The following is a 17,028-nucleotide window of genomic DNA, read 5'->3' as shown; positions in this document are numbered from 1 at the left end:
CGTAGAGATGCATTTTTTGTGACAATGGTAGAACCTTTTCTGAACCATACGCATAGCGTATGGTTTTCTTTTCATAAAAAAATAAAGGATGACGTTTTAATTAATCACGTCATCCTTTATTTATATTTATTTTTAGTAAGTTCTGATTGGTAAAATTAATTGCGTTACCGAGTCGTCACCTTTTGGTTTTAGAATAAATGGTTTCATTGTACCGAAGAATTCAACTTCAACCTCATCATTATCGATTGCTTTTAAAGCATCCATCATATATTTAGAGTTGAATGAAATTTTCAGGCTACCACCTTCAACATCGTTTGCATCAACTTCTTCTTTTACAGTACCAATTTCTGGTGATGTAGAAGATAATTCAACAACGTCATCACCTGTACTTAATTTGATAACGTTATTACCACCTTCACGTGCTAATAAAGATGCACGATCAATCGCATGATAAAACTCCCCATTGTCTATACTTAATTTAATTTCATAGTTTTCAGGGAATAAACGTGTTGTATCAGGATAATGTCCTTCTAATAATCGAGAAATAAAGTTCACATTTCCAACTTTAAATAAAACTTGGTTTGAAGCAAAGAAGATATCAATGTCTTCTTCATTGTCAGACATAATTTTATTTAATTCAGCTAAAGCCTTACCTGGAATGATGACATTTTTGTTTTCAGAAACATCTTCTAACTGCAACTTTCTTACAGCCAAGCGGTGTGAGTCAGTCGCTGTGCATATTAATTCATTTTCTTGTATAAGCCAGTTCACACCAGTTAGTACTGGGCGTGTTTCTGAGGTGGACACTGCAAAATTCGTTTGTGCAATCACGTTTTTAAGCACTTTTACCGACAATTGAATTGCGTCATCTCTAGAAACTTGAGGTAATAAAGGATATTGATCTGGATCTAAGCCACTTAAATTAAATTCAGAATGACCTGATGTAATTAATGTCTGGAATTGTTCATTTGTAGATAATTTAACATCTTTACCAGGTAATTTTTTTATAATATCAACAAAGAATCGTCCAGGAAGTACTACTGAGCCTGTTTCTGAAATATTGACAATATCTTCGCCATCTACAGTTTTAGGAATAGTGATTTCTATTGAAATTTCAGAGTCTGAACCAGTTAATATAACTTCATGTTCTTTCGCATCGATTTTGATACCAGTTAATATAGGTAATGTTGTTCTTGGTGAAATAGCTTTTAATGTGTCATTTAATTGTGTAATAAAATAATCTCTTTTAATAGTGAATTCCATCATTAATTAAAACTCCTTCCAGTCGTTTATATATAATTATATAGGTTTTAAGTTCTTAGTAATAATAGTAGGTGCTGTGGATTGGTGGATAAGTCTTAAAAACATAGATTTGGCGAAGTTATACACATGTTGATAACTTGTGTATGGTGTGTATGACTTTTAAACATTATCCACAAAATGAGTTTTGCTCATCTTGCCACATTAGCATATAGAAATGTAAAAAATGATAGTTATTATTAGTGCTGTTATATAACAGATTGCATTTCCCAAAGTTTCCTACTTATACATTTCTTATTTCTTTTTCAAGATTCTCTACTTCTTGTTTAAAAATAGGATCTTCTTTTAGATCTTTAGATATTTTTTCATGAGCATGAATGACGGTCGTATGATCACGCCCACCAAATTCTTCACCAATTTTAGGTAATGAGAAATCTGTAAGCTCTCTAGACAAGTACATAGCTATTTGACGCGGATATGCAATTGACTTTGTACGTTTTTTTGCACTGAAATCTTCAATTCTAACATTATAGTACTGGCCTACAATTTTTTGAATATCTTGGATGGTAATCTTTTTAGATTTTGGTGCTTGAATGATATCTTTTAAAGCTTCAGCAGTTAATTCAGTTGTAATTGGTTTTCCTAATAATTGTGAATATGCAAGTAAACGCGTTAATGCACCTTCTAATTCACGAATATTAGATTGAATTTGATTTGCTATATAATTTAAAGCTTCTGGTGGAATATCTAATTTTTCTTCTTCAATTTTCTTCTGCAAAATTGCCATTCGAGTTTCATAATCTGGTGGCGTAATATCAACAATTAGCCCCCATTCAAAGCGTGAACGTAATCGATCTTCTAATTGTGCAATTTCCTTTGGCGGTCGATCACTCGAAATAACTATTTGCTTGTTATTCTGATGCAATTCATTAAAAGTATAGAAAAATTCTTCTTGTGTTTGTACTTTATTTTGTATGAACTGAATATCATCGATTAATAAGACGTCGATATTACGATATCTTTCTCTGAAAGCTTCACCTTCGTTATCACGAATTGATTTAATAAATTCATTTGTGAATTTTTCACTTGATGTGTAAATCACTTTGGCATCTGGATTATTATCTAAAACATGATGACCAATGGCATGCATTAAATGGGTTTTTCCTAAACCAACCCCTCCATAGATAAATAATGGATTGTACGCTTTGGCTGGTGCTTCGGCCACAGCTAAACTCGCTGCATGTGGAAAGCGGTTACCAGGTCCGATTACAAAAGTGTCAAATGTGTTATGGGCATTGAATTGCTCTCTACCAAGCACATGATTATCCTCAGTTGTTTCAGTAGAAGGTTTTGTTGTTTCTTTTGGAGTAGCAGTTTCATTATTACTATAATTTGCTAATTCTTCAGTAGTAATAAAGTGAGGTTTTACTTCATAGCCTACAACATCAAATAAGATTGCTTGGATAATTTCAGCATATTGTTGATTTAACCAATTTGCATTAAAAGGAATACTCGATAATACGATAGCTTCACCATCTTTGATCGTGTAAAGCTCAGTATCTTTTAGGAAAGTTGAGTAACTTACAGCTGATAATTTTTCTTGAGCAATTTCAAGCACTTTTTCCCAAATTTCTTTTTCCGACATAAATTTACTCCATCTTTCTTAAATTTTTAAGTTATACACAAAAATAACAGCCGTGGATAACTTCTAAACACACCATGTTAATAATTATCCACAAGTTAATAACAATCGGTGGATAACTTTATCCTGCTTATTAGTTATGCACAGTATTTTTATGTAAATATCAATAAATAAATCCTTATAAAATCATGAGTTGGACGACTTATCCACACAATTATACTTTTTCAGTTCTCTATATGTCAAATACCTGTGAATATGTTGCTAAAAATAGTATAACTTTGTGTGTAATTTCTAATTATCCACAATTCTGAAAACTATAAATGTGCATAAGTGGATAACTTTTCCTTCTATAGAGTATCTGTTAGTGTGTGTATCAAAACAGCTTGGGAAATAATTTATAAAGTATGTATAAGAACTGTATAAGGTATTCAAATATTGTAAACACTCATGTTTCGGAGCAAACTCATGTTGATGTTATGAAATTTGATTGCTCGCATCGTGTATTTCTATCTTTAATCGATAAAAGTAAAAAAATTGAGCAGTAGTATAAAATGAACTTGCGTTATAAAAAGGATTTTGTTATATTGTAGTAGTTGCTTGAATTATGACTAGATAATCAATGAGCTAATACGAGAATTTTAATCTAAGAAACGCAAAATCTTATCTATTAAAGTGATCAGAGTCTGCATAATCTGGTATATTAGATAACTGTATAAAGATGGAGGTGTTTTGCATGGTAAAACGTACTTATCAACCAAATAAACGTAAACATAGTAAAGTTCATGGTTTCAGAAAACGCATGAGCACAAAAAATGGCCGTAAAGTTTTAGCGCGCCGTCGTCGTAAAGGCCGTAAAGTTTTATCTGCATAAGATCACTGACTCATCAGTGATCTTTTTTTTCGTTTAAATTAAGAATAAATAGAAATTTATGTTATAAGCTCAATAGAAGTTTAAATATAGCTTCAAATAAAAACGATAAATAAGCGAGTGATGTTATTGGAAAAAGCTTACCGAATTAAAAAGAATGCAGATTTTCAGAGAATATATAAAAAAGGTCATTCTGTAGCCAACAGACAATTTGTTGTATACACTTGTAATAATAAAGAAATAGACCATTTTCGCTTAGGTATTAGTGTTTCTAAAAAACTAGGTAATGCAGTGTTAAGAAACAAGATAAAAAGAGCAATACGTGAAAATTTCAAAGTACATAAGTCGCATATATTGGCCAAAGATATTATTGTAATAGCAAGACAGCCAGCTAAAGATATGACGACTTTACAAATACAGAATAGTCTTGAGCACGTACTTAAAATTGCCAAAGTTTTTAATAAAAAGATTAAGTAAGGATAGGGTAGGGGAAAGGGAGAAAAACATTAACCACTCAACACATACCGAAGTCTTACCTCAGACAAGCGTAAGACTAACCTCAGGGATATAATAACTTACTTTAAAATGTATTCACATCGTTGAAGGAGGCGAGTAGCAATATGGATTTAGATACAATTACGAGTATTTCAACACCAATGGGTGAAGGGGCAATTGGAATTGTTCGATTGTCTGGACCGCAAGCCGTTGAAATTGCTGACAAATTATATAAAGGAAAACATCTTTTAAATGATGTTCCATCACATACGATTAATTACGGTCATATTATTGATCCAGAGTCTAAAGAAGTGGTTGAAGAAGTTATGGTGTCTGTGTTAAGAGCGCCAAAAACATTTACACGTGAAGATATTATAGAAATTAATTGTCATGGTGGTATTTTAACTATTAATAGAGTACTGGAACTTACTATGACATATGGCGCTAGAATGGCTGAGCCAGGTGAATTTACAAAACGTGCCTTTTTAAATGGTCGTATTGATTTATCTCAAGCTGAAGCAGTTATGGACTTTATTCGCTCGAAAACAGATAGAGCTTCTAAAGTTGCGATGAATCAAATTGAAGGTCGTCTAAGTGACTTAATCAAAAAACAACGTCAATCTATATTAGAGATACTCGCTCAAGTGGAAGTGAATATTGATTATCCTGAATACGATGATGTTGAAGATGCGACTACTGAATTTCTTTTAGAGCAGTCTAAAGAAATCAAACAGGAAATTAATCATTTATTAGATACCGGTGCGCAGGGTAAAATTATGCGTGAAGGTTTATCTACAGTTATTGTTGGTAAACCAAACGTAGGTAAATCATCGATGTTAAATAATTTAATACAAGATAATAAAGCGATTGTAACTGAGGTAGCGGGTACGACTAGAGATGTCTTAGAAGAGTACGTCAATGTTCGTGGCGTGCCATTAAGATTAGTTGATACTGCTGGTATACGTGAGACAGAAGATATAGTAGAGAAGATTGGTGTTGAACGCTCTAGAAAGGCTCTTAGCCAAGCAGACTTAATTTTATTTGTATTAAACAATAACGAAGCATTGACTCAAGAAGATTACACATTATATGAAGTGGTTAAAAATGAAGATGTAATCGTAATTGTTAATAAAATGGATTTAGAGCAAAATATAGATATTAATGAAGTTAAAGATATGATAGGCGATACGCCATTAATTCAAACTTCAATGTTAAAACAAGAAGGTATTGATGAATTAGAAATACAAATTCGAGATTTGTTCTTTGGTGGAGAAGTACAAAATCAAGATATGACTTATGTTTCTAATTCAAGACATATTTCATTATTAAAACAAGCAAGACAAACGATACAAGATGCGATTGATGCAGCAGAATCTGGTGTGCCTATGGATATGGTACAAATTGATTTAACTAGAACTTGGGAAATATTAGGAGAAATTATTGGTGAGACTGCAAGTGATGAACTCATCGATCAGTTATTCAGTCAATTCTGCTTAGGTAAATAGTAATTGAAATAGACGGAATACCGTCTTAAGAAGGCTAGTAAGATATCAAATAAGGAGGTTTATATTGTGGTTCAAGAATATGATGTAATCGTTATAGGTGCGGGACATGCAGGTGTAGAAGCAGGTTTAGCATCTGCAAGACGTGGTGCTAAAACATTAATGCTAACAATAAATTTAGATAATATTGCATTTATGCCATGTAACCCATCTGTAGGTGGACCAGCTAAAGGTATCGTTGTTCGTGAAATTGATGCTTTAGGTGGACAAATGGCAAAAACAATCGATAAAACACACATTCAAATGAGAATGTTAAATACTGGTAAAGGACCTGCTGTAAGAGCACTAAGAGCGCAAGCAGATAAAGTACTTTATCAACAAGAAATGAAACGCGTGATTGAAGATGAAGAAAATTTGCATATAATGCAAGGTATGGTAGACGAACTTATTATAGAAGATAATGAAGTTAAAGGTGTACGTACAAATATTGGTACAGAGTATTTATCTAAAGCAGTAATTATTACAACGGGAACATTTTTACGTGGTGAAATCATTTTAGGTAATATGAAGTATTCAAGTGGACCAAATCACCAATTACCATCAATCACATTATCAGACAATTTAAGAGAACTTGGTTTTGATATTGTTCGTTTTAAAACAGGTACACCCCCGCGTGTAAATTCAAAAACAATTGACTATTCGAAGACTGAAATACAACCAGGTGACGATGTAGGTCGTGCATTCAGCTTTGAAACAACAGAATATATATTAGATCAATTGCCATGTTGGTTAACGTATACTAATGCTGAAACACACAAAGTTATCGATGATAATTTACATCTATCTGCAATGTATTCAGGGATGATTAAAGGAACCGGGCCACGTTATTGCCCTTCAATTGAAGATAAATTTGTTCGTTTTAATGATAAGCCGCGACATCAACTTTTCTTAGAGCCTGAAGGTCGTAATACAAATGAAGTATATGTACAAGGATTGTCTACAAGTCTTCCTGAACATGTGCAACGTCAAATGTTAGAGACGATACCAGGTCTTGAAAAAGCAGATATGATGCGTGCCGGCTACGCAATTGAATATGATGCGATTGTGCCAACGCAGTTATGGCCTACACTTGAAACGAAAATGATTAAAAACTTATACACTGCAGGTCAAATTAATGGTACTTCTGGTTATGAAGAAGCAGCAGGACAAGGATTGATGGCAGGTATTAACGCTGCAGGTAAAGTGTTAAACACAGGCGAAAAGATATTAAGTCGTTCAGATGCATATATTGGTGTATTAATCGATGATCTTGTAACTAAAGGTACTAATGAACCTTATCGTTTACTAACATCACGTGCAGAATATCGTTTGTTACTACGTCATGATAATGCTGATTTGAGATTGACGGATATGGGATATGAACTTGGTATGATTTCTGAAGAACGATATGCACGTTTTAATGAAAAACGTCAGCAAATTGATGCGGAAATTAAGCGTTTATCAGATATTCGTATTAAACCAAACGAACATACGCAAGCGATTATTGAACAACATGGTGGTTCTCGCTTAAAAGATGGTATTTTAGCTATCGATTTATTACGCAGACCTGAAATGACTTACGATATAATTTTAGAAATTTTAGAAGAAGAACATCAATTGAATGCAGATGTTGAAGAACAAGTAGAAATACAAACAAAATATGAAGGTTATATCAATAAATCACTACAACAAGTTGAGAAAGTTAAGCGTATGGAAGAAAAGAAAATTCCAGAAGACTTAGATTATAGTAAGATTGATAGTTTGGCGACTGAAGCGCGAGAAAAATTATCAGAAGTAAAACCTTTAAATATTGCACAAGCTTCTAGAATATCAGGGGTAAATCCAGCAGACATATCTATATTATTGATTTACTTAGAACAAGGTAAACTCCAAAGGGTGAGTGACTAATGACTGTAGAATGGTTAGCAGAACAATTAAAAGAACATAATATTGAATTAACTGAGACTCAAAAACAACAGTTTCAAACATATTATCGTTTACTTGTTGAATGGAATGAAAAGATGAATTTGACAAGTATTACAGATGAACACGATGTATATTTGAAACATTTTTATGATTCCATTGCACCTAGTTTTTATTTTGATTTTAATCAGCCTATAAGTATATGTGATGTAGGCGCTGGAGCTGGTTTTCCAAGTATTCCGTTAAAAATAATGTTTCCGCAGTTAAAAGTGACGATTGTTGATTCATTAAATAAGCGTATTCAATTTTTAAACCATTTAGCGTCAGAATTACAATTACAGGATGTCAGCTTTATACACGATAGAGCAGAAACATTTGGTAAGGGTGTCTACAGGGAGTCTTATGATGTTGTTACTGCAAGAGCAGTAGCTAGATTATCCGTGTTGAGTGAATTGTGTTTACCGCTAGTTAAAAAAGGTGGACAGTTTGTTGCATTAAAATCTTCAAAAGGTGAAGAAGAATTAGAAGAAGCAAAATTTGCAATTAGTGTGTTAGGTGGTAACGTTACAGAAACACATACCTTTGAATTGCCAGAAGATGCTGGAGAGCGCCAGATGTTCATTATTGATAAAAAAAGACAGACGCCGAAAAAGTATCCAAGAAAACCAGGGACGCCTAATAAGACTCCTTTACTTGAAAAATAATGCATAATCCTTTACAACTAACATAAAAGGAGCGAATGGATAATGAAAAAACCTTTTTCAAAATTATTTGGTTTGAAAAACAAAGATGACATCATTGGACATATTGAAGAAGATCGCAATAGTAATGTTGAATCCATTCAAATTGAACGTATCGTTCCCAACCGTTATCAACCAAGACAGGTGTTTGAACCAAATAAAATTAAAGAACTTGCTGAATCAATACATGAACATGGTTTATTACAGCCTATTGTTGTAAGACCGATTGAAGAAGATATGTTTGAAATTATTGCTGGAGAGCGCCGATTTAGAGCAATACAATCACTAAATTTACCTCAAGCAGACGTTATTATTCGTGATATGGATGATGAAGAGACGGCTGTTGTGGCATTAATTGAGAATATTCAAAGAGAAAATTTGTCTGTTGTTGAAGAAGCGGAAGCCTATAAGAAATTATTGGAAATTGGTGATACAACGCAAAGTGAATTGGCAAAAAGTTTAGGTAAAAGTCAAAGCTTTATTGCAAATAAGTTGCGTTTATTGAAGTTGGCGCCGAAAGTACTACTTCGCTTAAGAGAAGGTAAAATTACTGAACGCCATGCGAGAGCGGTATTATCATTGTCTGATAGCGAACAAGAAGCGTTGATTGAGCAAGTCATTGCACAAAAACTAAATGTGAAACAGACTGAAGATAGAGTACGCCAAAAAACGGGGCCCGAAAAAGTCAAAGCACAAAACCTTCGCTTTGCACAAGATGTCACTCAAGCACGAGATGAGGTAGGCAAAAGTATCCAAGCGATTCAACAAACAGGATTACATGTTGAGCATAAAGACAAAGATCATGAAGATTATTATGAAATAAAAATTCGAATATATAAACGTTAGTAGTAGGATGTCGTATACATGATGACTAACACATAAAAGACAAAGCTAAGATAATAACAGCTTTGTCTTTTTTTGTTTTACGTGAAACATAAAAATTTATATTTATATGTTGATCAGGCTGGTACATAAATCAATGTTCTATGCTCTACGAAGTTATATTGGCAGTAGTTGACTGAACGAAAATGCGCTTGTAACAAGCTTTTTTCAATTCTAGTCAGGGGCCCCAACACAGAGAATTTCGAAAAGAAATTCTACAGGCAATGCGAGTTGGGGTGAGGGCCCTAACACAGAAGCTGACGAAAAGTCAGCTTACAATAATGTGCAAGTTGGCGGGGCCCCAACATAGAAGCTGGCGGAAAGTCAGCTTACAATAATGTGCAAGTTGGGGTGGGACGACGAAATAAATTTTGCGAAAATATCATTTCTGTCCCACTCCCTAATTTGAGCTGGATATACCTTTATTTGAACCCTTTATTGCTAGTTTATGAAAGTATCATGAAAGCTTTATGAACATCGCTTGAGTTGCCTTTACAGTAGAAAATTTAAGTTTTACACTTTGTGTGAATGATACGTTTTGTATTGAATTAATTATAGAAAGGTACGTTGAAGATGTTTTCAATTGGAAGTGCAATTCTTCATTTTGTCATTGGTGGTATCGCTGTTGCATTAGCTTCAATTATTGCTGATAAGGTAGGCGGTAAGTTAGGAGGCATTATAGCTACTATGCCGGCAGTCTTTCTTGCGGCTATTATCGCATTAGCTTTGGATCATCGTGGTACGCAATTAGTGGAGATGTCGATGAATCTTAGTACTGGAGCAATTGTCGGTATTCTGTCTTGTATATTAACTGTATTTTTGACATCTCTCTATATTAATCATAAAGGTTATCGGAAAGGCGCAATATTCACAGTTGTTTGTTGGTTTGTTATTTCCCTCGCAATATTCAGTATTAGACATTTATAGTTTGGAAAATGCGTGATAATTAGTTGTATTCAGTTATTAAGTAATAAATTATTGGAGGCAGAACATCATGAAATTAACATTAATGAAATTTTTTGTGGGGGGATTTGCAGTATTATTAAGTTATATTGTATCTGTAACACTACCTTGGAAAGAATTTGGTGGTATATTTGCAACGTTTCCGGCAGTATTTTTAGTGTCTATGTTTATTACAGGTATGCAATATGGTGATAAAGTCGCTGTGCATGTAAGTCGTGGCGCAGTGTTTGGTATGACAGGGGTATTAGTATGTATTTTAGTTACATGGATGATGTTACATATGACGCACATGTGGTTGATTAGCATTATTGTTGGGCTCCTAAGCTGGTTCATCAGTGCAGTATGTATTTTTGAAGCGGTAGAATTTATAGCACAAAAAAGATTAGAAAAGCATAGTTGGAAAGCTGGAAAAACGAATAGTAAATAGTGTGAACGTAATCTCTTAAATAGGACTAACTTCGCAAGCATTGAATAGCAGGGAAAAGTTGCATCATTAATAAATGAAATTCAAGTTGGCATTGAGAAAATTACAAGCGCGTAATCATACAGGTCTGTCTTAAGGGAGTCTTCGAACCTTGATTTTGTCGTATGTCAAAACATTTAGTCAATCATAAAGGTGACTTTAATTAACTTTATCTGATAGTCTGATTGTACTAATTGACTGGAGGCGTATGTAATTGAATCTGAGTAAACAAATTAAAAAGTATAGGGAACGAGATGGTTATTCACAAGAATATCTTGCTGAAAAGTTATATGTATCTAGGCAGAGTATTTCTAATTGGGAAAATGACAAAAGCTTACCAGACATACATAACTTATTAATGATGTGCGAATTGTTCAATGTAACTTTAGATGATTTAGTAAAAGGGACTATTCCATTTGTACCTGATATTAAAGTGCAACGAAGTCTTAACTTATGGGCATATGTGATGATTATTTTCATGACACTAGCTGCAATTTTAACAGGACCTTTAATTGTTTATTGGAATTGGGCTTGGGGTATAACGGTGATGGTCATTTATGGAATAGGTTATTATGCATCTATGAAAATAGAAGACTTTAAAAAAGTGCATAAAATGGATAACTACGATCGAATTGTTGCTTTTATGAATGGAAAAGATCCTAGTGAAGTACAAACGACTAAAGCTAGAAATATAAAAACAAGTGTACTTTCTTTCATAGCATTTGTTGGTGCAATCATTCTTGTAGCTTTGATTAGTATGTATCTGGCAAATAAGTTTTTATAAATCATCGTGGTATGGCCTCATATTATTTATATTATCCAAAATAGCATAAAAAAATACCAACAAGATTTAGAACCTTGTTGGTAATCAAAGCGATTCATTTATAATGAGTCGTTTTATTTTGTAAGATTAAACAGTTTGTACGTTAACTGCTTGGTCTCCACGTTGACCTTCAGTGATTTCGAAAGTAACTTTTTGACCTTCTTCTAAAGTTTTGTAGCCATCGCTAGCGATACCTGAGAAATGTACGAATACGTCTCCGCCATTTTCTTGTTCGATGAAACCAAAACCTTTTTCTGCGTTAAACCATTTTACTGTACCGTTATTCATATAGAAAACCTCCATGTGCTTTTGCACTTAATATTTGTAACAAATTCATAACTAAAAAAGAGGATATTCTAAACAAATACACTACAATTTAATTCACGAGCTTTTATTACGTAAGTCCAACTATACGCTCATATTGGCATAATGTACAGTGTTTTTTGAAAATAAATTTAAAAAGATTTTTAAAAACCTTAGAAACGTTGATTTAAAGGGGTTTATAAAAATAAAAAAATGTAGTCTTTTATGGTATTTGTTTGTTTTCAAAGTAACATATCGTTTAAACATGACGATTTTATAAGCAATTCATAAAAAACAAGCAGCGATAAACGCTACTTGTTGATATTAAAACCTGACATAAAAGGTCAAAGCAATGTAATATACTGATGGAATGCGTTTATTTACCTTTTTCTTCGCGGCGTTTTAAATAATAAGCGCCACCTAATAAACCAACTGGAATACCTATTATTGGTGTTGTAACTACGCTTAAGACAATAACAATCATTGCTAAAGCAATCACGTTATACCAAGTTACAGTCAAATTTTTCAAATCCTCGTATGATTGTTTTACTAATTCTCTAAATTTCATGATTCAATCTCTCCTTTTTTATAAATCTTTAGATTGTCAAATTAAGCTGGACAGTTTATCATCTTCGATGAAACTCATAAATACTTCTAATGGTGTTCTATAACCTAAAGATTTTCTAAGACGATGATTGATTTTTTGAGCAACACTGATGATATGATCATCCGTTACTAAATTGAAATCTAGTTCTTTATCTAATCCACTGCGTCTAAGTATTCCGTTAGAATGTTCATTTAAACCTCGCTGTGATGGCGTGCCTGGATCAGCAAAAAATATAGATATATCGTGACAGTTACATATTGTTTTCCAGTTTGAGAACTCCTTACCACAATCAAAAGTAATTGATTTAAATATATGAGAAGGTAAAATGGAAAGGTGCAAGCAGTATTAAGAATTTAGGTAGCAAGAAAACAAGAAGTGGTACATACGATGCTAACCTAAAAAGAATTGGAGATTAAAATGATTATTAATCTTGAAACACAACAAATACATTTTGATTTAGAACATGAAACTCCCTATTTTCAATCACCTGAGAAAAATAGGATACGCTTAGATATTGATGTTCTCAATAAAAAGCAAATTTCTAATATTATTAATGTTATATTTAATAACCAATCAAAGACGAAATGTACATTTTTGTCTGAATACTTATATCCTGTTAAATTTAGAGAAAAAACAAGAATTGGTCGTTTTTTTAATATTACTAACTGGTACGAAGAAATCCATTCTACCGATGAGAAGTATGTTATTGCAACTATTAAAAATATAAAAAACAAAGACTTAATTGATTATTCTTTATATATTAAAAAAGGTTTAGTGGAGCCATTTATTGTATTCTATAATCAAGAAAATATATTCTACATTAGCAATACTGTTATAGATATCATCAGTGTATCCAAAGATACTCTTGGTTATATAAAGTCAGAATTCAATGATCACTGTGCTTCGCCATACTGATTTTATAGCACGGAGAAAAGCCGTAGTTTCGAAGAGACCAACGGCTTTTTTATATAGCTTTAGATTGTCAAATTAAGCTGGACAGTTTATCATCTTCGATGAAACTCATAAATACTTCCAATGGTGTTCTATAACCTAAAGATTTTCTAGGACGATGATTGATATTTTGAACAACACTGATGATATGATTATCCGTTATTAAATTGAAATCCAGTTCTTTATCTAATCCACTGCGTCTAAGTATTCCGTTAGAATGTTCATTTAAACCTCGCTGTGATGGCGTGCCTGGATCAGCAAAAAATATAGATATATCGTGACAGTTACATATTGTTTTCCAGTTTGAGAACTCCTTACCACAATCAAAAAGTAATTGATTTAAATATATGAGAAGGTAAAGATGAAAACATTGAGTGTAGAGTGTTTTCTATATCAGTTGCCTTACGACCTAAGGGTCGTAAGGTGATAATCATCTTGGATACTCTTTCTACCAAAGTAATGATTGCACTACCATGACGACGACCAACAATAGTATCTCCTTCAAGATGTCCAAACTCCTTATGTTTTCTATGGTAGGAAATACATATTGAGTTTAGCACAGAAGGCTTATTTATTTACCTTTTTCTTCACGGCGTTTTAAATAATAAGCGCCACCTAATAAACCAGCTGGAATACCTATAATTGGCGTTGTAACGGAGCTTAAGACAATAACAATCATTGCTAAAGCAATCACGTTATACCAAGTTACAGTCAAATTTTTCAAATCCTCGTATGATTGTTTTACTAATTCTCTAAATTTCATGATTCAATCTCTCCTTTTTTATAAATCAATTAATAGTTATACTGCATTGCTTAAAATCAAAATCTCAATGAAGCATCTTTTAATCACAAGTGTTAAATGGTTTTCTTAATCAATTTGTTTGAATGTACAAAAGCGATTAAAGCAAAAACAATGTAAATGAGTGTGTATACAATGATTACTATAATAACCGGCATGAAGGATATATTACCCATCAATTTCATAAATGCTATGGCGGCGAATACTGCATGTAATATAGCAATCAATAATGGTAAACCGAAGTTGAAAGTAATTTTTAATAATAATCCCTTAAGCATATCTGTATGCGTAAAGCCTATGCGTTTTAATATTCTGAAGTTACTTAGTTCATCCTCAGTTTCATCCATTTGTTTAATATAAATAATACATCCAGCTGCTACTAAAAATGCTAATCCTAAAAATGATGTAACAAATATTAGAATACCGTTAGTAGCATCGACCTCTTTTTTCATGTCATCATACGTGATGACTTTGTCTCCAAACTGTTTTGCAATTGCTTGAGCTTTTTCCTTTTGTGATGTTTGTTTAATATCATACCCATAAAAAGTATGAACGTTATTTTGTGTTTTCAACTGCTGATACTTTTCAGGACTTACTTCGACGACAGGTGAGTTGAAGCTTAGATTTAAAGGATAAACCTTACCTTTGTCTTCTTGAGTAACACGGAAAGTTTCATTCTTAGTACCTTTTACTACTAAATCTTTGTTTAAATGGATATTAATAATGTTAGGAAGTGATTTTGTATTTGTAATGATGGCATTGTTACCAGTTAACTTTGTATTTGCACTTAAAATAGAATTCGTGCGACCTGAATCACTACCATTTTCCAAAGTAATAACCTGATCTTTAACATTATTTACAGTGATAGTTTCATAATAATTTTTAGTAAATGTAATATGTTGTTGGCTTAGTTTAGATTCAAATTGTTGCGCATCTTGAGAGGCGACCACGTTAAATTCATTTGGTGCCATAGATATAAGGGTTTGATCTGTATTTGATTTAGATAATGCCGCAAAACACAATACAGTTACTGTAACTGCAGAAATAATTGCAATGATAGTTAAAGACATGGCATTTTTCTTCATTCGGTACATAATAGACGATGTAAATACAACATCTGTAATAGATACGCGTCCATTTTTAGATTTTTTCAAAGTTTTAAAAATCAGTGACACGGAACTTCTGAAGAATAAATAGGCGCCTACAACCGTTAAAAATAAAATGATAAACGGTGATGTCATAGCCATAGTTAGTGCTTTGAACGTACCAAACATTTCTGTCGCCATATAATAGCCTAGTGCAATCATAGCAATACCTAATACGCCTGAAATAACCTCTGCAGTCGTTACTTTCGCAGTTGTAACATCAGTCTTAATTGAGTCTTTCATCATTGATAAGATACTGCGTCTTTTTAAAAACAAACTGCTTTGAAATAAAATCAGTATATACGCAATAATTAGCATTAAAATAGTTAAAACAAGGGCCATAGGTTCGAAATGTATCGATAAGTTAATCGATAACGACATCAATTTAGATACAATGGAAAGCAATAATTGTGCACCTGCAATGCCACATAATACACCGACAACACCTGTGATTAAAAATACAATCATTTGTTCAAGTGCTAACATTTTCAAAATGTTTTGTCGTGTTAAACCAATCAACTGAAATAGCGCAAATTCACGTGTACGGCGTTTCACGAATAAATGATTGGCATACATTAAAAAGATGACAATAATGATAAATAAAAATATTGATCCGACTAAAGCACCTTTCTTAATGATGGCCATCGAGTCGTCATTATTTACACCTTTAGTAAACTGTAAGGTTGTAAAACTGAAATATAAGACGATGCTAAAAAATAATGAAAATAAATACATTGCATAATGTTTTAAGTTTTGACGTAAGTTTTTTAAAACGATATGGTTAAATGTCATTTGAGACACCACCTAATACTGATTGAAGATGTACAATGTCTTCATAAAAGGCCTGTTTAGAACGTCCTTCCTGATAAAGTTGTGTATGAATTTGGCCATCTTTTAGCATGATGACACGTTCTGCAAAACTTGCTGCAACCGGATCATGTGTAACCATGACAATAGTTGTATCAAACGATTTATTCATTTCTTCCAAACGTTGTAATAGGTCATTTGCACTTTTCGAGTCGAGTGCGCCTGTTGGCTCATCTGCAAATATGATTTGTGGTTTGTGAACAAATGCTCTCGCTGCTGCAGTTCTTTGTTGTTGACCACCAGATAATTCGCTAGTGTATTTATTTCCTAGGTCATAAATACCTAATGCTGTCGTTATCGCTTTATAATTTTCTTCCATTGTTGCCTTCGACATTTTTTGAACAGATAAAGGTAACATAATGTTTTCTTTAACGGTTAATGTCGGCAGAATACTGTAATCTTGGAAGATGAAACCTAATGATTCTTTACGGAATTTGGCAAGTGCTTTTTGATTAAGTTTATTAAGCTCTTGTCCGTTAGCAATCACGCTACCGCTAGAAATTTGGTCAATTGAACTTAGTACATTTAATAAGGTTGTCTTACCTGATCCAGAAGGCCCCATAATCGCAACGAATTCGCCTTTTTGTATGTCAAAGTTAATATCTTTAAGTGCTTGAAATGTGTGCTTTTTACCGTATGTTTTTGAAACATGTTGCACTGATAATATCGTCATAGTATCACTCCTTTTGTATTTAATTTCATTTTAAATAATAAGTAGAACAGTAGCCTTTATCTAAACTTACAATTCAATGTTTG

17 protein-coding genes and 3 pseudogenes are annotated in these 17,028 nt (G+C 32.9%); 11 read left to right on the top strand and 9 right to left on the bottom strand.

The genetic code is table 11. From position 1 onward, the window contains the following. Positions 1 to 132: 132 nt before the first annotated feature. The gene (gene dnaN / locus ACXQH5_RS08265) at positions 133 to 1,266 is read right to left on the bottom strand and encodes a DNA polymerase III subunit beta (protein ID WP_000969811.1); all 1,134 of its coding nucleotides are present in this window, start codon (positions 1,264 to 1,266) and stop codon (positions 133 to 135) included. Between the two features lie 277 nt (positions 1,267 to 1,543). Further along, entirely contained in the window at positions 1,544 to 2,905 is a 1,362-nt protein-coding gene (gene dnaA, locus ACXQH5_RS08260) for a chromosomal replication initiator protein DnaA (protein WP_001290433.1), read from the bottom strand. A gap of 730 nt (positions 2,906 to 3,635) precedes the next feature. On the opposite strand from dnaA, the gene rpmH reads away from it, so the two are divergent. The 9 genes from rpmH to ACXQH5_RS08215 all read left to right on the top strand — a co-directional run bounded on the left by rpmH (position 3,636) and on the right by ACXQH5_RS08215 (position 11,561). Further along, the gene (rpmH, locus tag ACXQH5_RS08255; RefSeq protein WP_000240855.1) at positions 3,636 to 3,773 is read left to right on the top strand and encodes a 50S ribosomal protein L34; all 138 of its coding nucleotides are present in this window, start codon (positions 3,636 to 3,638) and stop codon (positions 3,771 to 3,773) included. Positions 3,774 to 3,893: 120 nt separating this feature from the next. Then, on the top strand, positions 3,894 to 4,247 hold the full coding sequence (gene rnpA / locus ACXQH5_RS08250) for a ribonuclease P protein component (protein WP_001789343.1): 354 nt from the start codon (positions 3,894 to 3,896) through the stop codon (positions 4,245 to 4,247). A gap of 143 nt (positions 4,248 to 4,390) precedes the next feature. After that, positions 4,391 to 5,770, top strand: coding sequence for a tRNA uridine-5-carboxymethylaminomethyl(34) synthesis GTPase MnmE (gene mnmE, locus ACXQH5_RS08245; protein ID WP_000362507.1), 1,380 nt, complete (start codon positions 4,391 to 4,393; stop codon positions 5,768 to 5,770). Between the two features lie 66 nt (positions 5,771 to 5,836). Next, on the top strand, positions 5,837 to 7,714 hold the full coding sequence (gene mnmG, locus ACXQH5_RS08240; RefSeq protein WP_000249657.1) for a tRNA uridine-5-carboxymethylaminomethyl(34) synthesis enzyme MnmG: 1,878 nt from the start codon (positions 5,837 to 5,839) through the stop codon (positions 7,712 to 7,714). Then, complete coding sequence (rsmG, locus tag ACXQH5_RS08235; RefSeq protein ID WP_000215588.1) at positions 7,714 to 8,433, top strand: 16S rRNA (guanine(527)-N(7))-methyltransferase RsmG; 720 nt, start codon at positions 7,714 to 7,716, stop codon at positions 8,431 to 8,433. The genes mnmG and rsmG overlap by 1 nt, the downstream gene beginning before the upstream one ends. A gap of 42 nt (positions 8,434 to 8,475) precedes the next feature. Next, the gene (gene noc, locus ACXQH5_RS08230) at positions 8,476 to 9,315 is read left to right on the top strand and encodes a nucleoid occlusion protein (protein ID WP_000742837.1); all 840 of its coding nucleotides are present in this window, start codon (positions 8,476 to 8,478) and stop codon (positions 9,313 to 9,315) included. A 609-nt stretch (positions 9,316 to 9,924) separates the two neighbouring features. Then, positions 9,925 to 10,278, top strand: coding sequence for a DUF3147 family protein (locus ACXQH5_RS08225; RefSeq protein ID WP_000491384.1), 354 nt, complete (start codon positions 9,925 to 9,927; stop codon positions 10,276 to 10,278). A 67-nt stretch (positions 10,279 to 10,345) separates the two neighbouring features. Then, positions 10,346 to 10,741 (top strand): DUF3147 family protein, encoded by a 396-nt coding sequence (locus ACXQH5_RS08220; RefSeq protein ID WP_000779135.1) that lies wholly within the window; start codon positions 10,346 to 10,348, stop codon positions 10,739 to 10,741. Between the two features lie 250 nt (positions 10,742 to 10,991). Further along, a complete protein-coding gene (locus ACXQH5_RS08215) occupies positions 10,992 to 11,561 on the top strand; it encodes a helix-turn-helix transcriptional regulator (RefSeq protein ID WP_001054123.1) in 570 nt (189 codons plus the stop codon). Between the two features lie 126 nt (positions 11,562 to 11,687). Here ACXQH5_RS08215 and ACXQH5_RS08210 read toward each other — a convergent pair whose 3' ends face one another. The 3 genes and pseudogenes from ACXQH5_RS08210 to ACXQH5_RS08200 all read right to left on the bottom strand — a co-directional run. After that, positions 11,688 to 11,888 carry a cold-shock protein gene (locus tag ACXQH5_RS08210; RefSeq protein WP_001059079.1) on the bottom strand — a complete coding sequence of 67 codons (201 nt, stop codon included), beginning with the start codon at positions 11,886 to 11,888 and terminating at the stop codon, positions 11,688 to 11,690. A 391-nt stretch (positions 11,889 to 12,279) separates the two neighbouring features. Then, positions 12,280 to 12,471, bottom strand: a complete 192-nt coding sequence (vraH, locus tag ACXQH5_RS08205) for a peptide resistance ABC transporter activity modulator VraH (RefSeq protein WP_000672036.1) — start codon at positions 12,469 to 12,471, stop codon at positions 12,280 to 12,282. 36 nt (positions 12,472 to 12,507) lie between these two features. Then, positions 12,508 to 12,834 (bottom strand): annotated as a pseudogene (locus tag ACXQH5_RS08200) (IS30 family transposase); the annotation flags it as partial. Between the two features lie 2 nt (positions 12,835 to 12,836). Here ACXQH5_RS08200 and ACXQH5_RS08195 point away from each other — a divergent pair. Next, positions 12,837 to 12,926, top strand: a pseudogene (locus ACXQH5_RS08195) (toxin C-terminal domain-containing protein); the annotation flags it as partial. A 1-nt stretch (position 12,927) separates the two neighbouring features. After that, positions 12,928 to 13,425 (top strand): hypothetical protein, encoded by a 498-nt coding sequence (locus ACXQH5_RS08190; RefSeq protein WP_000586238.1) that lies wholly within the window; start codon positions 12,928 to 12,930, stop codon positions 13,423 to 13,425. A 67-nt stretch (positions 13,426 to 13,492) separates the two neighbouring features. On the opposite strand, the pseudogene ACXQH5_RS08185 reads toward ACXQH5_RS08190, so the two are convergent. The 4 genes and pseudogenes from ACXQH5_RS08185 to vraD form a co-directional block, all read right to left on the bottom strand. Next, a pseudogene (locus tag ACXQH5_RS08185) lies at positions 13,493 to 13,985 on the bottom strand (IS30 family transposase); the annotation flags it as partial. Positions 13,986 to 14,032: 47 nt separating this feature from the next. Beyond that, positions 14,033 to 14,224: a peptide resistance ABC transporter activity modulator VraH gene (gene vraH, locus ACXQH5_RS08180; protein WP_000672028.1), complete on the bottom strand. Its 192-nt coding sequence runs from the start codon at positions 14,222 to 14,224 to the stop codon at positions 14,033 to 14,035. A gap of 92 nt (positions 14,225 to 14,316) precedes the next feature. Continuing rightward, positions 14,317 to 16,197 carry a peptide resistance ABC transporter permease subunit VraE gene (gene vraE / locus ACXQH5_RS08175; RefSeq protein WP_000143679.1) on the bottom strand — a complete coding sequence of 627 codons (1,881 nt, stop codon included), beginning with the start codon at positions 16,195 to 16,197 and terminating at the stop codon, positions 14,317 to 14,319. Beyond that, a complete protein-coding gene (gene vraD / locus ACXQH5_RS08170) occupies positions 16,187 to 16,945 on the bottom strand; it encodes a peptide resistance ABC transporter ATP-binding subunit VraD (RefSeq protein WP_000154165.1) in 759 nt (252 codons plus the stop codon). Before vraD ends, vraE begins: the two co-directional genes overlap by 11 nt. Between the last annotated feature and the right edge of the window lie 83 nt (positions 16,946 to 17,028).

This window comes from Staphylococcus sp. SA22 (assembly GCF_054165785.1).
This window is presented reverse-complemented; position numbering and strand designations above follow the sequence as displayed.

Excerpts from the sequence above, each read along its gene's own strand:
- dnaN (WP_000969811.1), bottom strand. The coding sequence starts at position 1,266 with ATGATGGAATTCACTATTAAAAGAGATTATTTTATTACACAATTAAAT.
- dnaA (WP_001290433.1), bottom strand. The coding sequence starts at position 2,905 with ATGTCGGAAAAAGAAATTTGGGAAAAAGTGCTTGAAATTGCTCAAGAA.
- rpmH (WP_000240855.1), top strand. The coding sequence starts at position 3,636 with ATGGTAAAACGTACTTATCAACCAAATAAACGTAAACATAGTAAAGTT.
- rnpA (WP_001789343.1), top strand. The coding sequence starts at position 3,894 with ATGTTATTGGAAAAAGCTTACCGAATTAAAAAGAATGCAGATTTTCAG.
- mnmE (WP_000362507.1), top strand. The coding sequence starts at position 4,391 with ATGGATTTAGATACAATTACGAGTATTTCAACACCAATGGGTGAAGGG.
- rsmG (WP_000215588.1), top strand. The coding sequence starts at position 7,714 with ATGACTGTAGAATGGTTAGCAGAACAATTAAAAGAACATAATATTGAA.
- noc (WP_000742837.1), top strand. The coding sequence starts at position 8,476 with ATGAAAAAACCTTTTTCAAAATTATTTGGTTTGAAAAACAAAGATGAC.
- ACXQH5_RS08225 (WP_000491384.1), top strand. The coding sequence starts at position 9,925 with ATGTTTTCAATTGGAAGTGCAATTCTTCATTTTGTCATTGGTGGTATC.
- ACXQH5_RS08220 (WP_000779135.1), top strand. The coding sequence starts at position 10,346 with ATGAAATTAACATTAATGAAATTTTTTGTGGGGGGATTTGCAGTATTA.
- ACXQH5_RS08210 (WP_001059079.1), bottom strand. The coding sequence starts at position 11,888 with ATGAATAACGGTACAGTAAAATGGTTTAACGCAGAAAAAGGTTTTGGT.
- vraH (WP_000672036.1), bottom strand. The coding sequence starts at position 12,471 with ATGAAATTTAGAGAATTAGTAAAACAATCATACGAGGATTTGAAAAAT.
- ACXQH5_RS08190 (WP_000586238.1), top strand. The coding sequence starts at position 12,928 with ATGATTATTAATCTTGAAACACAACAAATACATTTTGATTTAGAACAT.
- vraH (WP_000672028.1), bottom strand. The coding sequence starts at position 14,224 with ATGAAATTTAGAGAATTAGTAAAACAATCATACGAGGATTTGAAAAAT.
- vraE (WP_000143679.1), bottom strand. The coding sequence starts at position 16,197 with ATGACATTTAACCATATCGTTTTAAAAAACTTACGTCAAAACTTAAAA.
- vraD (WP_000154165.1), bottom strand. The coding sequence starts at position 16,945 with ATGACGATATTATCAGTGCAACATGTTTCAAAAACATACGGTAAAAAG.